Annotated in this window: 12 protein-coding genes; 11 read left to right on the forward strand and 1 reads right to left on the reverse strand. The window is 48.7% G+C overall.

The features are described from left to right. Positions 1-59 precede the first annotated feature (59 nt). The 5 genes from H6F72_RS08765 to H6F72_RS08785 all read left to right on the forward strand — a co-directional run bounded on the left by H6F72_RS08765 (position 60) and on the right by H6F72_RS08785 (position 6,400). A complete protein-coding gene (locus tag H6F72_RS08765; protein ID WP_190433765.1) occupies positions 60-1,934 on the forward strand; it encodes a serine/threonine-protein kinase in 1,875 nt (624 codons plus the stop codon). Between the two features lie 115 nt (positions 1,935-2,049). Beyond that, complete coding sequence (locus tag H6F72_RS08770) at positions 2,050-2,529, forward strand: Mov34/MPN/PAD-1 family protein (protein WP_190433767.1); 480 nt, start codon at positions 2,050-2,052, stop codon at positions 2,527-2,529. 54 nt (positions 2,530-2,583) lie between these two features. Next, the gene (gene moeB, locus H6F72_RS08775; protein WP_190433768.1) at positions 2,584-3,756 is read left to right on the forward strand and encodes a molybdopterin-synthase adenylyltransferase MoeB; all 1,173 of its coding nucleotides are present in this window, start codon (positions 2,584-2,586) and stop codon (positions 3,754-3,756) included. 939 nt (positions 3,757-4,695) lie between these two features. Beyond that, entirely contained in the window at positions 4,696-5,721 is a 1,026-nt protein-coding gene (locus tag H6F72_RS31075; protein WP_190433769.1) for a zinc-binding dehydrogenase, read from the forward strand. 88 nt (positions 5,722-5,809) lie between these two features. Further along, the gene (locus H6F72_RS08785; protein WP_190433770.1) at positions 5,810-6,400 is read left to right on the forward strand and encodes a hypothetical protein; all 591 of its coding nucleotides are present in this window, start codon (positions 5,810-5,812) and stop codon (positions 6,398-6,400) included. A 20-nt stretch (positions 6,401-6,420) separates the two neighbouring features. Here H6F72_RS08785 and H6F72_RS08790 read toward each other — a convergent pair whose 3' ends face one another. After that, positions 6,421-6,765, reverse strand: a complete 345-nt coding sequence (locus H6F72_RS08790) for a Dethiobiotin synthetase (protein ID WP_190433771.1) — start codon at positions 6,763-6,765, stop codon at positions 6,421-6,423. Positions 6,766-7,191: 426 nt separating this feature from the next. Between H6F72_RS08790 and H6F72_RS08795 the strand changes: the two genes are divergently transcribed. The 6 genes from H6F72_RS08795 to H6F72_RS08820 all read left to right on the forward strand — a co-directional run bounded on the left by H6F72_RS08795 (position 7,192) and on the right by H6F72_RS08820 (position 15,361). Beyond that, on the forward strand, positions 7,192-8,379 hold the full coding sequence (locus tag H6F72_RS08795) for a DegT/DnrJ/EryC1/StrS aminotransferase family protein (protein ID WP_190433772.1): 1,188 nt from the start codon (positions 7,192-7,194) through the stop codon (positions 8,377-8,379). A 4-nt stretch (positions 8,380-8,383) separates the two neighbouring features. Then, positions 8,384-9,283, forward strand: a complete 900-nt coding sequence (gene crtB, locus H6F72_RS08800; RefSeq protein ID WP_190433773.1) for a cyanoexosortase B — start codon at positions 8,384-8,386, stop codon at positions 9,281-9,283. Between the two features lie 31 nt (positions 9,284-9,314). Further along, positions 9,315-10,157 (forward strand): cyanoexosortase B system-associated protein, encoded by an 843-nt coding sequence (locus tag H6F72_RS08805; protein ID WP_199298973.1) that lies wholly within the window; start codon positions 9,315-9,317, stop codon positions 10,155-10,157. A 191-nt stretch (positions 10,158-10,348) separates the two neighbouring features. Further along, positions 10,349-11,614 carry a polysaccharide biosynthesis/export family protein gene (locus H6F72_RS08810; protein ID WP_190433774.1) on the forward strand — a complete coding sequence of 422 codons (1,266 nt, stop codon included), beginning with the start codon at positions 10,349-10,351 and terminating at the stop codon, positions 11,612-11,614. A 107-nt stretch (positions 11,615-11,721) separates the two neighbouring features. Continuing rightward, entirely contained in the window at positions 11,722-13,917 is a 2,196-nt protein-coding gene (locus H6F72_RS08815) for a tyrosine-protein kinase domain-containing protein (RefSeq protein WP_190433775.1), read from the forward strand. A gap of 409 nt (positions 13,918-14,326) precedes the next feature. Next, positions 14,327-15,361, forward strand: a complete 1,035-nt coding sequence (locus tag H6F72_RS08820; RefSeq protein ID WP_190433776.1) for an HD domain-containing phosphohydrolase — start codon at positions 14,327-14,329, stop codon at positions 15,359-15,361. The last annotated feature ends 3 nt before the right edge of the window (positions 15,362-15,364 follow it).

The raw sequence follows: 15,364 nt of genomic DNA on the forward strand, positions 1-15,364 counted from the left end.
CAAGCAGTAACTTCTGCAATTATGCAAAATAGGTATAGCTTTTGTGACCATTCTTCAACATGAGTTACTGCCTCAATCCTGTATGTCGAAACCCTGAGAATACGGGTGATGTGGAAAAGTGTTTGGCATGCGGTACACCTCTACGGTTAAAAGAGCGATACCGAGCTATAGAACCAATTGGTCAAGGAGGCTTCGGTAAAACCTTTTTAGCGATTGATGAAGATTTACCTTCAAAGCCGCACTGTGTAATCAAACAATTCTTTCCTCAAAGCAGTCAAAGCTTTTCAAAAGCAGAAGAGTTATTTCGTCGTGAAGCTGAGCAGCTGGAACAACTGGGTAAGCGGCACCTTCAAATTCCGGAATTATTTGCTTTCTTTGAATTGGGTAGCGGTTTGTACTTTGTTCAAGAGTTTGTTGATGGACAAGACCTAGACCAAGAACTCAAGAACGTAGGAAAACTTGACGAAGCCAAGATTTGGTGCTTGCTTGAGGAGTTACTATGTATCCTCAAATTTATTCATAGCAACCGAGTAATTCATCGCGATATAAAGTCTGCAAATATTATTCGTCGAAGCACTGATCACAAACTTGTCTTGGTAGACTTCGGCATTTCTAAGCTTGCGAGCGAGACTGGTATAGAGGTAACTGGAACTGTAATTGGTAGTCGTGGATATGCTGCCCCAGAGCAAGAAGAGGGAAAAGGTTATTTTTCCAGCGATCTTTTTGGTTTAGCTGCAACCTGTTTTTATTTGTTGACGAGTGTGCAACCTTCTAAAGTACTATCGCAATGGGGTAACTGGCAGAAGAATTTAAAAAACCATCTGAAGAGAAATAATATTAGTGATGACTTAAGAGACTTGCTTGTCAGACTTTTGCAAAGAACTCCTAGCCAACGATATCAATCAGCAGATGAAGTCATTGAGCTTCTAAACTCTATAAGACCTCAGATTACTGTTGCACCGACATTGCCTGTCTTCACAATCGCGGATAGAAAAATAAATGAAATATGGCCATGCGAAAAAACCTTGACTAGCCACTCGTCAACCGTACTTTCTGTAGCCATTAGTCCGGATGGTCAAGTCTTGGCTAGTGGTAGTGGTGTGGATGACATGCTAGTCAAAATCTGGGAGTTAAGCACAGGAAAACCTATCCGAAGCCTCTTTGGGCATACAAGCGGAGTGCAGTTCGTTACTATTAGTTCTGATGGTCAAACTCTTGTAAGCGCTAGCAGTGATAAGGTAATCAAGGTTTGGGACTTAGTTACAAAACATTTACGTCACACCATCACGGAAGACTCTAACTGGTTTTGGTCAGTTACTACTAACTCCAGTGCAGAAATTCTTGCTGTTGGTCATGAGAACGGGGCTAACTTATGGGACTTGACAGCGGGTAAACTACTCGGCACGCTGGTCAGCCAAGATCGGTTCTCAGATGACTATTCTATAGATGGACCTATTTTTTCAGTGGCAATCAGTCTTGATAATCAGATTGTTGTTGGTGGTAGCCATGACGGAAAGATCAAACTTTGGGAATTAAGCACAGGTAATTTGTTAGATGTTATTTCAACTGGACATGAAGGGCTAGTGAAACCTCTTATCTTTAGTCCTAACGAACACATTCTTGCTAGCAGTGGAAGTGATGACAGCACAATTAAGGTTTGGGACTTAAAGAATCATGAATTAGTTCACACTTGCAACGGCCATACAGATCGGATTCGCGCACTTGCTTTCAGTCCCGATGGTCATACTCTAGCAAGCGCTAGTAGTGATGAGACAGTTGGGTTATGGGATATGAAAACAGGTGAAAAATTGTTAAGCCTTGAAGGTCATAGTGGGCCAGTTCTATCAGTAACCTTTAGTCCTGACAGTCAAACCCTTGTTACTGGGGGTCAGGATAAAACTATTAAAATCTGGCAACGCGCTTGTATACTGTAGCTTTCCCGCTACCGTTGATTTATAGGTTTTTCAAACTTTAGCGATTGAAAGATATTGAGTTGATTCTGACGTAGAATAAGTAATCTGGCTCAGCAAAAATTTTGACGACTCGTTCGTGACTCTGCAACTCGACTCTCACCACATTCAAGCGATCGCGGCTCACGCTGAACGCACTTACCCGGAAGAGTGCTGCGGTTTGCTATTGGGGAAATTGGGTTCAGGTGCTAGCGAATCCAGGATGGTGGTAGAAGTTCGTGCCACTGAAAATATTTGGACTCAGGATTTAGGAGACACGATCGAGTTGCCCAGTGATTGGGATGTGATCCAACACAAGCATTTTTGGATTGATCCCCGCGAGATGCTGCAAGTTCAGCGGGAAGCCCGCGATCGCCACCTCGACATTATTGGTGTGTACCACTCCCATCCCGATCATCCCGCCACACCTTCGGAGATGGACCGAATGTGCGCCTGGGCGCACTACTCGTATGTTATTGTTTCCGTTCAACACGGTAAAGTTATAGATCTGCGTAGCTGGAGCCTGACCGAAGACCATCGGTTCCAGTCAGAAGATATTTTGATTGCTGAGGCTGCTTAGTTTTAGCGATTTCCCCGAACTCGCCTATCCCATCATCTCTTTGCATTCATTGCCATGCTCAATCCCAATTTGGATGAGATCCAACTCACAAAAGACGAATACGAACGGTATTCTCGCCACTTGATTCTGCCAGAAGTCAGTCTGGAAGGGCAAAAGCGCCTTAAGGCGGCTAGCGTTCTCTGCATTGGCACAGGCGGCTTGGGTGCGCCGCTGCTACTCTATTTAGCCGCAGCAGGAATTGGCCGCATTGGTATTGTGGACTTTGACGTGGTGGACCACTCAAACCTCCAGCGTCAAGTGATCCACGGTACTTCTTGGGTGGGTAAGCCCAAGATCGAGTCGGCTAAGAACCGAATTCTCGAAATCAACCCCAACTGTCAAGTTGATTTGTACGAGACTCGCCTCAGTTCTGAAAATGCCCTCGATATCGTTGAACCTTACGACATTGTGGTGGATGGCACTGACAACTTCCCCACTCGTTATTTGGTCAACGATGCTTGCGTGTTGCTGAACAAGCCCAACGTCTACGGCTCCATCTATCGCTTTGAAGGCCAAGCGACGGTCTTCAACTACGAAGGTGGCCCCAACTACCGCGACCTCTATCCCGAACCCCCACCGCCGGGACTCGTACCTTCCTGCGCTGAGGGTGGCGTTTTGGGAATTCTGCCAGGTATTATCGGGGTGATTCAAGCCACCGAAACGGTCAAAATCATTCTGGGCAAAGGCACCACGTTGAGTGGTCGGCTGCTGCTTTACAACGCCTTGGATATGAAATTCCGGGAGTTGAAGCTGCGGCCCAATCCGGTGCGACCCGTAATCGAGAAGCTGGTAGATTACGAAGAGTTCTGTGGCATTCCCCAAGCTAAGGCAGCGGAAGCCCAGCAACAAGCGGAAATTCCTGAGATGACGGTGCAAGACCTGAAGCAACTGCTCGACAGCAGTGCGGATGACTTTGTGCTGATCGATGTTCGCAACCCGAATGAGTACGAAATTGCCCAGATTCCTGGCGCTATTTTGGTGCCCCTCCCCGACATTGAAAGCGGCGAAGGCGTGACTAAAGTCAAAGAAGCCCTGAATGGTCATCGTTTGATCGCTCATTGCAAAATGGGCGGACGATCGGCTAAAGCTCTCGGCATCCTGAAGCAAGCAGGCATCACTGGAACCAATGTGAAGGGTGGTATTCAAGCTTGGAGTCGGGAAATCGATCCTTCTGTGCCTGAATATTAAACGCCTGAGTTCTCAACTCTTCGCAATTTACTAAATCATCGCCTCCTCACTTCCGCTGCAATCCTTTCTTAGAGTTTGGATTGGCCGAGGTAGAGGGGGTGATCGCTTTTTTGCTAATTCGTTTTCCTGAATTTGTCTGCTAGTGATGATCGTTACTTTCCTAGCAGCAAACTCGTGCATTAATGTTAATTGGCCATTGTGCTTAGCTCTCTAGAGCTGAAATTTAACTAGCGCCGCATTGAGTGCAATGAATCCTGATTTATCTATCTGGGGATCAATCTCTAAACTAGATAGTTAAACTACATTTCTGAAGTTTGCCCCGACTGTAAAAAAACAAAAATTTCGTGCTGACAAATGCCATTTCGCTACTGGCAATTTAATTTGTCTCCCAAGATGGATGGCGGGGATCGCCCAGTGGCTCTACCTTGGAGTTCAGTGAACCTAAGTTTTTAGCCTTTGCTTAAACATTTTTGAATCCCAGACCAGGGGTAGCAGACCGAATCGCTAAGGCTAATTGAATGAACCAATTAAGCTCAGCCCTTGTATTTCTTTAATTAACAATTTTTAAACTGTTTGGAGAGCTAAGTGCCATGAATAGCGATGTTAATAAGTGCCCTTATTGCGATAGTCCTTTGCTACGGCACGCGCGTCAAAAAGGAGTCTATTGGTTCTGTACCTCCTGCTGGCAAGAAGTCCCTTCCCTGTCTAGTGCAGTTCTGCGAAGTGAGACTCCTATGACTGCTCTAACACCGAACAAAGCCACCTCTGCTTATCGCTCTGGACAATAAGAGAGATTTTTAGTCAGACCGAGTTTGAGTCGCATAGAGCCATTAGCCCTGTCTTTAGTATTAAGGCAGGGTTTTCTGTTGAGCCAGCGGGCAGATTGCTGGAACCCAATCTTGTAAGATTGAGAGAAATCAAGGGTTTTAGGCAATTCCTGTGCTAGCAGCTCTCCTCTACGGTCAAGAAGATTTACGCTTAGAACAAGTCCCCGATCCCACTCCTGGCCCTGGGGAAGTGGTGATTCAAGTGGCAGCCGCAACGACTTGTGGCACAGACCTCAAAGTATGGCGGCGCGGGGGTCATGCCCGAATGCTGCGTCCTCCAACTCTATTTGGCCATGAAGCTGCTGGAGAGATTGTGGCCATTGGGTTAGGGGTGACAGGCTGGAACATTGGCGATCGCGTAGTTGCCAATAACTCCGCTCCTTGTCTCAACTGCTTTTTCTGCCACCGTCAAGAATATTCGCTCTGCCCCAACTTAACTTTTAACAACGGCACTTTTGCTCAATATCTCAAAATTCCCGCGCCGATTGTCCAGCAAAACTTGCTGCCGATTCCGGAAGATTTACCAGCAGAGTTAGCGGCAATGACCGAGCCGCTAGCTTGTGTCTTGCATGGAGTCGCCCGCTCTAACGTTAAACCTGGCGATCGCGTGGCTTTGCTTGGAGATGGCGCGATCGGACTCATGTTTGTGGCAGCTTTGGCAAACCAAGGCGCAGAAGTGTTTTTGTTTGGGGGTAGTGACTCACGCCTGCAAGTTGGCTCCAAGTTTGGCGCTGCCCAAGTCTTTAACTATCGCCAAGTGCCTGACATACCTACAACAGTGAAAGAGCTAACAGATGGTTGGGGCGCGGATGTGGTGATCGAAGCAACGGGAGTACCTGCGGCTTGGGAAACGGCGATCGCCTGTGCCCGTCCCGGTGCAACAGTGAATCTATTTGGCGGTTGTCCTCGCGATACCACGATTACCGTCAATACCGAACAACTCCACTACAGCGAACTGACGCTAAAAGGTGTTTTTCACAATACGCCTGACTATGTCCGGGCTGCGTTGTCTTTGCTGGCTAGTCGCACCGTGCCATTTGAGTTGTTGATTAGCGATCGCCAACCCCTTGAACAACTCGAACAAGTGTTTCAAGACATGAAAGATCGCAAAGTGATTAAAGTCGCGATCGCAAACTGATATATTTAGGGCGCAAATCGCCAATACTAGGGCATTACCCATTCCCAATTACCTGGGGCGGTTGTCATGTGTCAACAAGAGGCTTGTGATGAGTAGAGTGCAACTGGGAGCTGTTCTGTCTTTTGGATTGATGCTAGTGCTAGGAGGCGGGCGAGCGGAGGCGCTACCTGGGCAAACGACTGAAGAGGTTGGGGCTTGGATTCAAGCTCACCCGACTCTGCGGCCTGCCAGTGGGGAAAAGCTCCTGGTGCGTAAGAACGATAGCGCCGCTCAGCGGTTTACTTTTCAAGCTTCTGTGCTTGCTCCTGGTAAAGTGATTCCGGCTGGAGACCCCAGTATCATTCGCTCTGAGCGTCTGTCCATCTTTGACATGATCAATGGCGTGACTCGCAATCGCCTAGACGAATCACTGCGGGTGATTTATGGCCTAGATGTGTACCAAGACTACGAGCGTGCCAATCTGGTGTACAGCTATCCCGGAGAAGCCACCGCGTACCAAGCTCGCCGCCGCGCTACCCCTCTGATGTCAGCTTTGCAGGGAGAACTTCGCACAGGCAATCGTTATGCCTATTGGACCGAAATCGCTCAAACGCGAAATGGAAGTGCCTACGCAGGTCACGTTGTGGTTTTCCTGAAGAGTGACCTCAATAAACTAGAAACTGAACTGCGAAATCGCTAGGTTGATTACCAATGCCTAAGCTAGGCTGATTTCCACTCATCTGAAAAAATATTTTTTACGGCAGTTGAAATTCGCGTAACGTCTTCATCAAGTAGGGGTGGCCAAACCACTCCTAATTTGCGCTGCGAATCATACTGTCGTCGGCTTTCTAGTGCCAATATATGCAAGGTATAAATTAATTCTCGGTCTAGGCTCGGGGCGGCTCGCAGTGCCTCAAATACCACTTTCAGGGCGAGTAATATGGACGTAACCTGCCCTGGAACTGGCGGTTTTCCTTGCTGGAGACGAGATAAAAACGTATCTTGATTTGGGTTGAGCAATCGCGCTTGATTGATTAAAAAACTACGAGCGGTTTCGTAATCCATGCCGTTCAAAAAATGATAGGGCTTGTCATTGAATTTGCTGATTTAAGGAGTTGGACTTCGATTAAACATCGCTTCTGCCAGGAATGCTGTTTAAGAGTGCCCACCTAAAAACTGCAAAGCAGCGGAATTGCTGTAAAGCTATCGTATCTGGCGATTAATGCCAAGTTCTCAGCAAAACCTATTACTTAAAAAATCAATAAAGTTAGTTTGAAATTAACGTGATCCTCCGGAGCTTTCACCTTAATTGCAGCGGTGCGATCGCGGAAGTTATTGGAAGTTCATTGATTACCTAGGGACATTCATAGACTCTTCACCGTTTCACTATGTTCAAAATTCAGTAATTCGCCCATAACTAAAGTAGACCTGTACTGATTCAGCTCGGTTTCTCGATTCCGTCCCTACTCTCCCTCTTGAATATTGCCGTTTATGAATATCGCCGCTGCAACCATTCCATTTGTCGATCTCACCCTTCAACATCAACCCATTCAAACTCAGATTGAACAAGCGATCCAAGCAGTAGTGCGGCAGGGAGATTATGTGTTGGGTCAAGCACTGACAGAGTTTGAATTGGCCTTTGCCACTGCTTGTGGCGCTGAGCATGGAATTGGAGTTGCTTGTGGTACCGATGCGATCGCCTTGGGTCTACAGGCCTGTGGCGTTGGGCCAGGTGACGAGGTGATTCTACCAGCCAATACCTTTGTTGCCACCTTGATTGGAGTCTTACGGGCAGGGGCAACCCCAGTCCTAGTGGACTGTGAGCTAGAAACAGGGCTGATGGATTTAGCTGCTGCTGCCAAAGCGATCACGCCAAAAACCAAGGTGCTGCTGCCAGTACATCTCTACGGCCAGATGGTGTCGCCTCGGCAGCTTTTAGACTTGGCTGATGCCCATAATTTACTAATTTTTGAAGACGCCGCTCAAGCTCACCTGGCAGAGCGAGATGGTTACCGAGCTGGCTCTGTGGGCATTGCCGCAGCCTTTAGCTTCTACCCTAGTAAGAACCTAGGAGCCGTAGGAGATGGTGGCATGGTCGTGACGCAAGATACGAGTGTGGCCCAAACCATGCGATCGCTGCGCAACTACGGAGCACCCCGCAAATATTTTCATACGGAATATGGCACCAACAGCCGCCTAGACACCTTGCAAGCGGCTGTCCTCAATGTGAAGTTGCCTCACTTGGCCGAGTGGAACCGCGATCGCAATCAGATTGCTCAGTACTATGATGCTTTGTTGCAGCCGCTCCACTCAATGGGTTTAGTCCCTGTCACGAATCAAAGTAGCAGCGGTCACGTGTACCACCTCTATGTCCTGCGTGTGCAAGACTGCCCCTTGACTCGTCAGTTAATTCAAGAAGAGCTTTCAGCCCAAAATATTCAGACAGGCATTCACTACCCGATTCCCTGCCATTTACAACCTGCTTTTCAAAACTTAGGTTATAAAATGGGTGACTTTCCTCAAGCAGAGCAGCTCTGCCAAGAAATTCTCTCCCTGCCTATGTATCCTGGTTTGACTCCAGCTCAAGTAGAGCGAGTCGTGGCTACCTTGAAAGGTTTACTCCAAGCATATCCTCCGGCAGCCAACACCCAGTTATGTACTCCAGTAATGGCAAACTAAAACCATGCTAATCAGGCGTAAAGTTCCCATTGCGATCGAGCGCTATGTCCTCAATGGCGCAATTCTAGGTCTACTGGCGTTGCTCTACGCTCCCTTACTATGGCATTGGGTAGATGGCTGGCTCAACAAAAGTATCAGCACTGAACATGAATACTTTAGTCACGGGCTGATTGGCTTACCCTTTGCTGCCTACATTGCCTGGAACCAACGAAACGAGTGGCGGCGCTTACCCGAAGCCAACCATCCGCTCGGAATTGCCTTCTTGAGTTTAGGAGCCGTTTTCTACCTCAGCGGCCTCTCAGATCTAGTCAACTTATCCTTGCCTGCCATCTTGGTGGGGTTGTGCTTGTGGCTAAAAGGCATGCCAGGCTTAAAGCTGCAAGGTTTCCCATTGATCTTAGTATTTCTGGCAACCCCCACTGAGTTACCTTACCTAATTGCGCCCTACACCTTGCCGCTACAACACTTCATTGCCGCGATCGCCGGGTTTATTCTCAATCAGTTTGGGATGGATGTAACGGTCGAGCAGATTTATCTATATGTGGGCGATCGCATTGTGGAAGTAGCGCCTTACTGCGCTGGCTTAAAGATGCTGTTTACCAGCCTCTATGTTGGCCTGATGCTAGTTTACTGGACAGGCACTTGGACATCACGAACCAAAACTAGCTTGTTTTTCCTTGGCACCGTGGTCATTAGTGTCAGCGCCAATATTTTGCGCAACACACTTTTGACCTTTTTTCATGGCACTGGACAGGAAAAAGCATTTGAGTGGTTGCATGCAGGCTGGGGCGGTGACTTGTATTCTGCCTGTATGCTAGGGCTGACTGTCCTGCTCTTGACCAAAATTGATCAGTTTTTCTCCAGCAACCCTGAAAGTGATGGTGCTGAGGGCGTGGCTGAGTAACACTGTATTCCTACCTTGAGTAATTGTAAAAGTGACTCATTCCCCTGCCATCATGCGGTTCTTACCTAAATCCTTCCAGCAGATGCAGTTACCCAAACTTGCTCTATTACTGCTGTTGTTATTGCTGCTAGGAATTGGAGCCGCCCCCAGCTACTTGACTGGTCACTGGCGGTGGGCTCACCCGCCCAAGGATGCAGCCTTTAAACAACTACGAAATCTAGAGAACACAGAATTAAACTTACCTGGCTGGAAGACCCGGAAGCGACAAACAGTACCCATTGGCGGGCATGAATGGCTAGCCCAAGAGATTGAGGCTGAATCCCTAGTGCTATTACCGCCTCAATCACTTAATAGTACAGCGAGCCGCTTGTCTGCCCCTGAGCCTGCAAGAGCAGTATTACTACTCACCGCTCCTAGGAGTGAAAAAAACCAACCGGAAGTCGAGTGGATGGACATCAATGGGTTTCAGCGTTGGACCACAGACTCAGCTCGGCTGTCCCGATTTACCGTAGACGTAGAAAATTCTGCTGCCGTCAAGTTGGGTTCAGATAGTAAGACCTCAGCAAAGTCTCCCATTCCCGTGAAAGCCCGGTTTTTACGCGGCTGGAATCAACAACAAACCTTTGCGGTTTTGCAATGGTATGCTTGGCCCGCAGGTGGCAGTCCAGCTCCGAGTGATTGGTTTTGGGCTGATCGAGCTGCCCAACTGCGCAATGCTCGCCAACCTTGGGTCGCTGTCTGTCTACTGATTCCTATTGAACCTCTCGGTGAGATTGATACTGTTTGGCCTATGGCGGAATCACTCGCTCAAACGGTGCAAGCTGCCTTAATCAAAGGCCCCCTCACGGCTGAGCCGCGATCGCCAGGTAAGTAGTAATAAATACTCTAGGTATGGGAACCGAAAAAATCTCACTTCGTCGTCCTCTCCTAAACTAGGTCAAGTCTCCACTAGACGACCAGCGGACGACCAGCCAAACTCAAAGTTCAATTCTTGCTTTGCCCTAACGTTTTTAGTGACCTCGCTCCAATCGCAGTATAAGAACGCTCGCAACTCTTTCAAGCCCTATGTCCCAAGCCTGTTTTCGGATACGTCAGTTTCGTGCCTTCACCCTAACCGGTCTGTACTCCGTCGCAACTACGGCATCGTTTACAGCTCTCTTGTGGGCGGCCAATGCTAGGTTTTTGCCAGAGGCAGCAATTGGGCAGACCAATCAACCAGCCAGCGATCGCCAAACCTTACCTACGGTTGTGCCAACAGTTCCGGTTAACCCAGTTGTACAGCCGCTGCCTAACTCGTTTCCCCCACTATCCAACACCTTCCCAGCCACGCCACCCAACGCCAGAACCCAGTTCGACTTATATCGCTTAGGGCCTGGAGATGGAATTGCTGTAAACGTCAATCGGTTTCCAGATTTGAGTTTCACGGCCAACGTCAACCCCGAAGGCAATATCACCGCACCCTTGCTAGGTACGATTTCTGTCAGGGGTCTCACTTTAGAAGAAGTTCAGGAACGACTACGAGTTGGCTTTAATCGGTATGTGATCGATCCAATGGTGGTCGTAACCTTAGGAAATCAACGCCCGGTGCAAGTAACCATCCTAGGAGAAGTTACCAAACCAGGTTTCTACCCAGTAGCTGGAGCCCAGCCCCGGATCTCGAACGCCCTACTCGCTGCGGGGGGAGCTACGAATCGAGCGGATTTAAGGGAAGTGCAAGTGCGTCGGACCTTGATTGACGGCACGGTCATTGAACAAAGAGTTGATTTGTTTACTCCCATCGCCAATGGCGGACAACTGCCAGACCTGCGTCTAGAAGACGGAGATGCGATCGTGATCCCTAGACTGGATGTGGGTGAGGACAAGGATTACGACCGTAGCTTGGTCGCTCGTTCTACCCTTGCCAAACAACAAATTACGGTGCGAGTTCTAAGTTATGCCGGTAATGGCATCGGCAACATTAACCTACCCAATGGCAGTACCTTTTTAGATGCTTTAACTGCCATTAGCCCTAATTTGCAGAACGCCAGACTCAAGAAAATTGCTTTGATCCGCTTCGATCAAGAGCAAGGGAAGGCGATCGCCAAAGAATTAAATGGCAAGAAAGCCTTGATGGGCGATGTTTCGCAAAATGTTCCACTTCAAGATAATGATGTCATTATTGTGGGTCGTAATTTGGTGGCTCGAATTACCTACGCTCTCAATACATTTACTCAACCGTTCCGCGATGTCTTAGGATTTCTATTGTTCTTTAGCGAAATCTCTGATAGTGCCAGCGATCTTTTCGGCCCGGGTTCTAACGATGATGACAATAATGACGATGATGATGATTAGGTAACAAAGCGTAGCAAAAGCTGCAATTCACCGGAAATGCTAAGTTACCTTAGAAGCTAACCTGCTGTTTCAGCGCCCCCTTTCCATCTACGCGTTTTCCTGCTGCTATGACTCCCCCCTTTGTTAAACGTTATCTCATTGCTCTGGATCGACATAAATGGGCTGGACTTGCGGGTTTTGCCCTGATTATGGGTGCCTCTGTATTGGTGGCAGCCCAACCAGAAGAACCACCGACTTACGTGGCCCAAGGAACGCTAGCGAACAATCGCCCGCCTGTAACCTTTTCTGAGACAGGCACTCAGATCCAAGCCGAGGGACAGGTCCTGAGTCCAGAAATCTTACTAGCAGATAACGTGGTTGAGGCCGCTGCTAAGCAGGTTGATGCTGAGCCAGACGAGGTGCGACGCAATGCAACAGTAGAAGAACCCAAGAAGGAGAAGGGCAAAAACGATAATGCAGGTGCTGGTTCGTTCATCATCACCTATCGTGACGGAAACGATCCTAAGCGGGCTGCTGAAACGGCTAAGGTGCTGATGGATGGCATGGTGGAGCAGAGCCGCCTCATTAATACAGCACGCTTACGGGCGATCATTCAGGAACTGAATCAGCGTCTACCCCAAGCAACTAAAGACCTCAGAACCGCGGAACAGCAGCTAGAGCAGTACGACCGGAGAGAAGGTCCTGCCCTAGTAGCGGCTCAGAATGGCAATGTGATTACAGCGATTCAAAATGCCGAGGAGCAGCAACGGCAACTCCGCTTGGCAATGGAAGGAACGATGGCTCAAATGCGGAGCCTACAACAAAGATTAGGGTTGAATCCTGAGCAGGCCTATGCCTCTTCTGCCCTCAGTGCCGATCCAATCATTGCCAATTTGCGATCGCAGCTTTATCAAAACGAATCCCAGATAGCGCTGCTCAGTCAGTCGTTGCGGCCTGAACACCCAACGATGATCGAGTTACGAAATCAGCAACAAGCCTATGAAACATTGTTGCAACAACGCGCTGGTGAAGTTGTAGGTGGCAACCAAGTTGCAGCTCCCTTAGTCGGTGGCAACCAAATTCGCAGAGATAGTAGTTTGGACCCAGCTAGGCAGCAGCTAGCTAACCAACTTACTAATTTGCAAACTCAACTAGATACGATGCGGCAGCAGATGGCCTCGGCAGCTCGCACCGAGCAAGAAATGCGCCGTGAATATGCGGTTCTACCCAACAAACAGTTAGAGCGCACTCGCCTAGAACAACAAACAATTCTGAAGCGCACCTTTTACGACCGGATGCAGGCTGCTTTGGTGGATGCCAAGGCTGCCGAAGCAGAAACGGCTAGCAGTTTGACGATCGCGAAAGCGCCAGAGGTGTCACAGGATGCCAAACCTGCGAAAAATGCTCCTTTAACACTCGGGATTGGAGCTCTAGTCGGCCTGATCGTGGGTGGTGGGTTAATCTTGCTGCTAGATTCCCTGGAAGGCAAGTTCTACACCCTCGAAGACGTGCGAGAAGCCTTACGTCAGCGAGAAATTGCGATTTTGGGCGTCTTGCCGTTGCTACCGAATCTTGATCCTTATAGCGACGACATTCCCGTTGTGGTCGATCCTGAGTCGCCTTATGCGGACTTTTATGAGCGGCTGCGAAGTAATCTACGCCGTGCCGAAGGTAAGACGCTAAAGGTCATTTTAGTGACGAGTGTGGTAGGTCAAGAAGGCAAGACTTTGAGTGCTTATAACTTAGCGATCGCCTCCGCTAGAGCTGGCAGACGAACTCTACTAGTAGAAGCAGATTTGCGGTCACCTTCCCAAGCCAAGTCTCTCAAGGTCGCTCCTGACCCAGACAGCGCGATCGAACCACTACGCTACTACGGACAATTCGGTGACTGCATCCGCTTGGTTCCCGATGTCGAAAACCTCTATATCGTTCCTAGCCCTGGCCCCCAGCGTCAAGCCGCCGCTATTTTGGAGTCAAGCGAAATTCGTCGTCTCCTAGAGGATGTGCGGGGTCGCTTCGATATGGTGATTCTCGACACCCCTTCACTCAGCCTCTGCAATGATGCCCTCCTTCTAGAACCCTATAGCGATGGCATGCTATTGGTGACTCGGCCAGGTTATACCGAAGACAGCCTGCTAGCTGAAGCTACTGACCAGTTAGCGGAGTCAGATTTCCGGCTACTGGGAGCCATCATTAATGGGGTAGACATCCCTGTACAGTCAGTTGAACCCTTACTCGATGAGGAATTGACTGCTCATGCACTTGGCGAGGACATGGCTGAAGACCTAGGAGAAGTAGCCACTAGCACCAGAGACTACCGCTAGTTCTTGCTAACTTTCAAGAATTTAGAGCTTTTTTGAAACCTCTGTAGCTTTTGGGACTCCGCACCCTGCTACAGAGGTAAGCTATTAGTTGAAGTAGTTGAAGCAAAATTAGTAAGAACTTTGACCTTAGAGTTGTCGGTTATCGGCAAGAACTCTACTGCACTGCTAAACTCGTTAAATCTTAATTTAATCTCCGTAAAAAGCCCGATTTCCCAATCGGGACAATTGCACATACTGATAAGCATGGCACTCCACCCGATCAATTTATAAACTCTTCACAAGCGGATAGACATCTAATTTCGGTAGGGTTTAGCACAGAAATTGAATCCCAGATATTAAGCTGACCCCTAAATGCTCACCCGCTTAACTTGACTGGGTTTATCTACCCCCCTTTAACATGAGGTTTCCAGTGAACGGTCTTGACCTAGAACGACCTAAAATTCTGGTCGTAGATGACCACCCAGCAAGTCGGATGACTGCTGTGGCCCTGCTCTCAGTGGAAGGATATGACGTTTTAGAAGCAGACAGTGGCCCAGCAGCTTTGACTTGTGTCACTGAGGGCAATCCTGACTTGATTCTCCTGGATGTAATGATGCCAGGAATGGATGGCTTTGAAGTCTGTCGTCGCTTAAAACAAGATGAGCAAACCCGACTCACCCCAGTTATTTTTATTACCGCCCTAAACGATCGACGAGCTCGTCTAAAAGGGATTGAGGCAGGGGGGGATGATTTTCTCACAAAGCCATTTGACCAATTAGAACTATCGGCTCGTGTGAAATCTTTGGTGGGTCAGAAGCGCCTGAACGAAGACTTAGACCACGCAGAGCAAGTCCTTTTTTCCATTGCTCGCACTGTAGAGAGCCGCGACCCTAACACTGGCGACCACTGCGAACGGCTAGTGATGCGGGTTAAAGCCTTTGGAGAATACCTAAATCTATCTCGGAGTGAGGTGCGAGACCTAATGTGGGGCGGGTACCTGCACGACATCGGAAAGGTTGGAATTCCAGATGCCGTCTTGCTCAAAACAGCGGGCTTTACCTCCGAAGAATGGGAAGTGATGAAGCAGCATGTGCTGATTGGAGAACGAATCTGTCAGCCACTGAGAACGATGCGGGGTGTGTTGCCAATTATCCGTAATCACCATGAGCGCTGGAACGGCTCAGGCTACCCAGATGGGCTGGTGGGTGACGACATTCCCTTGCTGGTGCAGGTCTTTCAATTGATTGATATCTACGATGCCCTGACTCACGAGCGACCTTACAAGCGAGCTTATACCCCAGAAGAAGCTCTCGCTATTTTGCTGGAGGAGAGAGACAGAGGCTGGCGGAATCCCAAGTTAGTGCAGCAGTTTCAGGATTTTATCCATCAAAGTGAGATTAAGCCGCTGCTCTCAGTGCCTCGAACTGAAGTGGTTGCTCACCCTGTAGAATCACCTGTGAGTTAATCG

This window comes from Trichocoleus sp. FACHB-46 (assembly GCF_014695385.1).
GTDB lineage: Bacteria > Cyanobacteriota > Cyanobacteriia > FACHB-46 > FACHB-46 > Trichocoleus.

Coding starts and splice junctions, on each gene's coding strand:
- H6F72_RS08765 (WP_190433765.1), top strand. CDS start 60: ATGAGTTACTGCCTCAATCCTGTATGTCGAAACCCTGAGAATACGGGT.
- moeB (WP_190433768.1), top strand. CDS start 2,584: ATGCTCAATCCCAATTTGGATGAGATCCAACTCACAAAAGACGAATAC.
- H6F72_RS08785 (WP_190433770.1), top strand. CDS start 5,810: ATGAGTAGAGTGCAACTGGGAGCTGTTCTGTCTTTTGGATTGATGCTA.
- H6F72_RS08790 (WP_190433771.1), bottom strand. CDS start 6,765: ATGGATTACGAAACCGCTCGTAGTTTTTTAATCAATCAAGCGCGATTG.
- H6F72_RS08795 (WP_190433772.1), top strand. CDS start 7,192: ATGAATATCGCCGCTGCAACCATTCCATTTGTCGATCTCACCCTTCAA.
- crtB (WP_190433773.1), top strand. CDS start 8,384: ATGCTAATCAGGCGTAAAGTTCCCATTGCGATCGAGCGCTATGTCCTC.
- H6F72_RS08810 (WP_190433774.1), top strand. CDS start 10,349: ATGTCCCAAGCCTGTTTTCGGATACGTCAGTTTCGTGCCTTCACCCTA.
- H6F72_RS08815 (WP_190433775.1), top strand. CDS start 11,722: ATGACTCCCCCCTTTGTTAAACGTTATCTCATTGCTCTGGATCGACAT.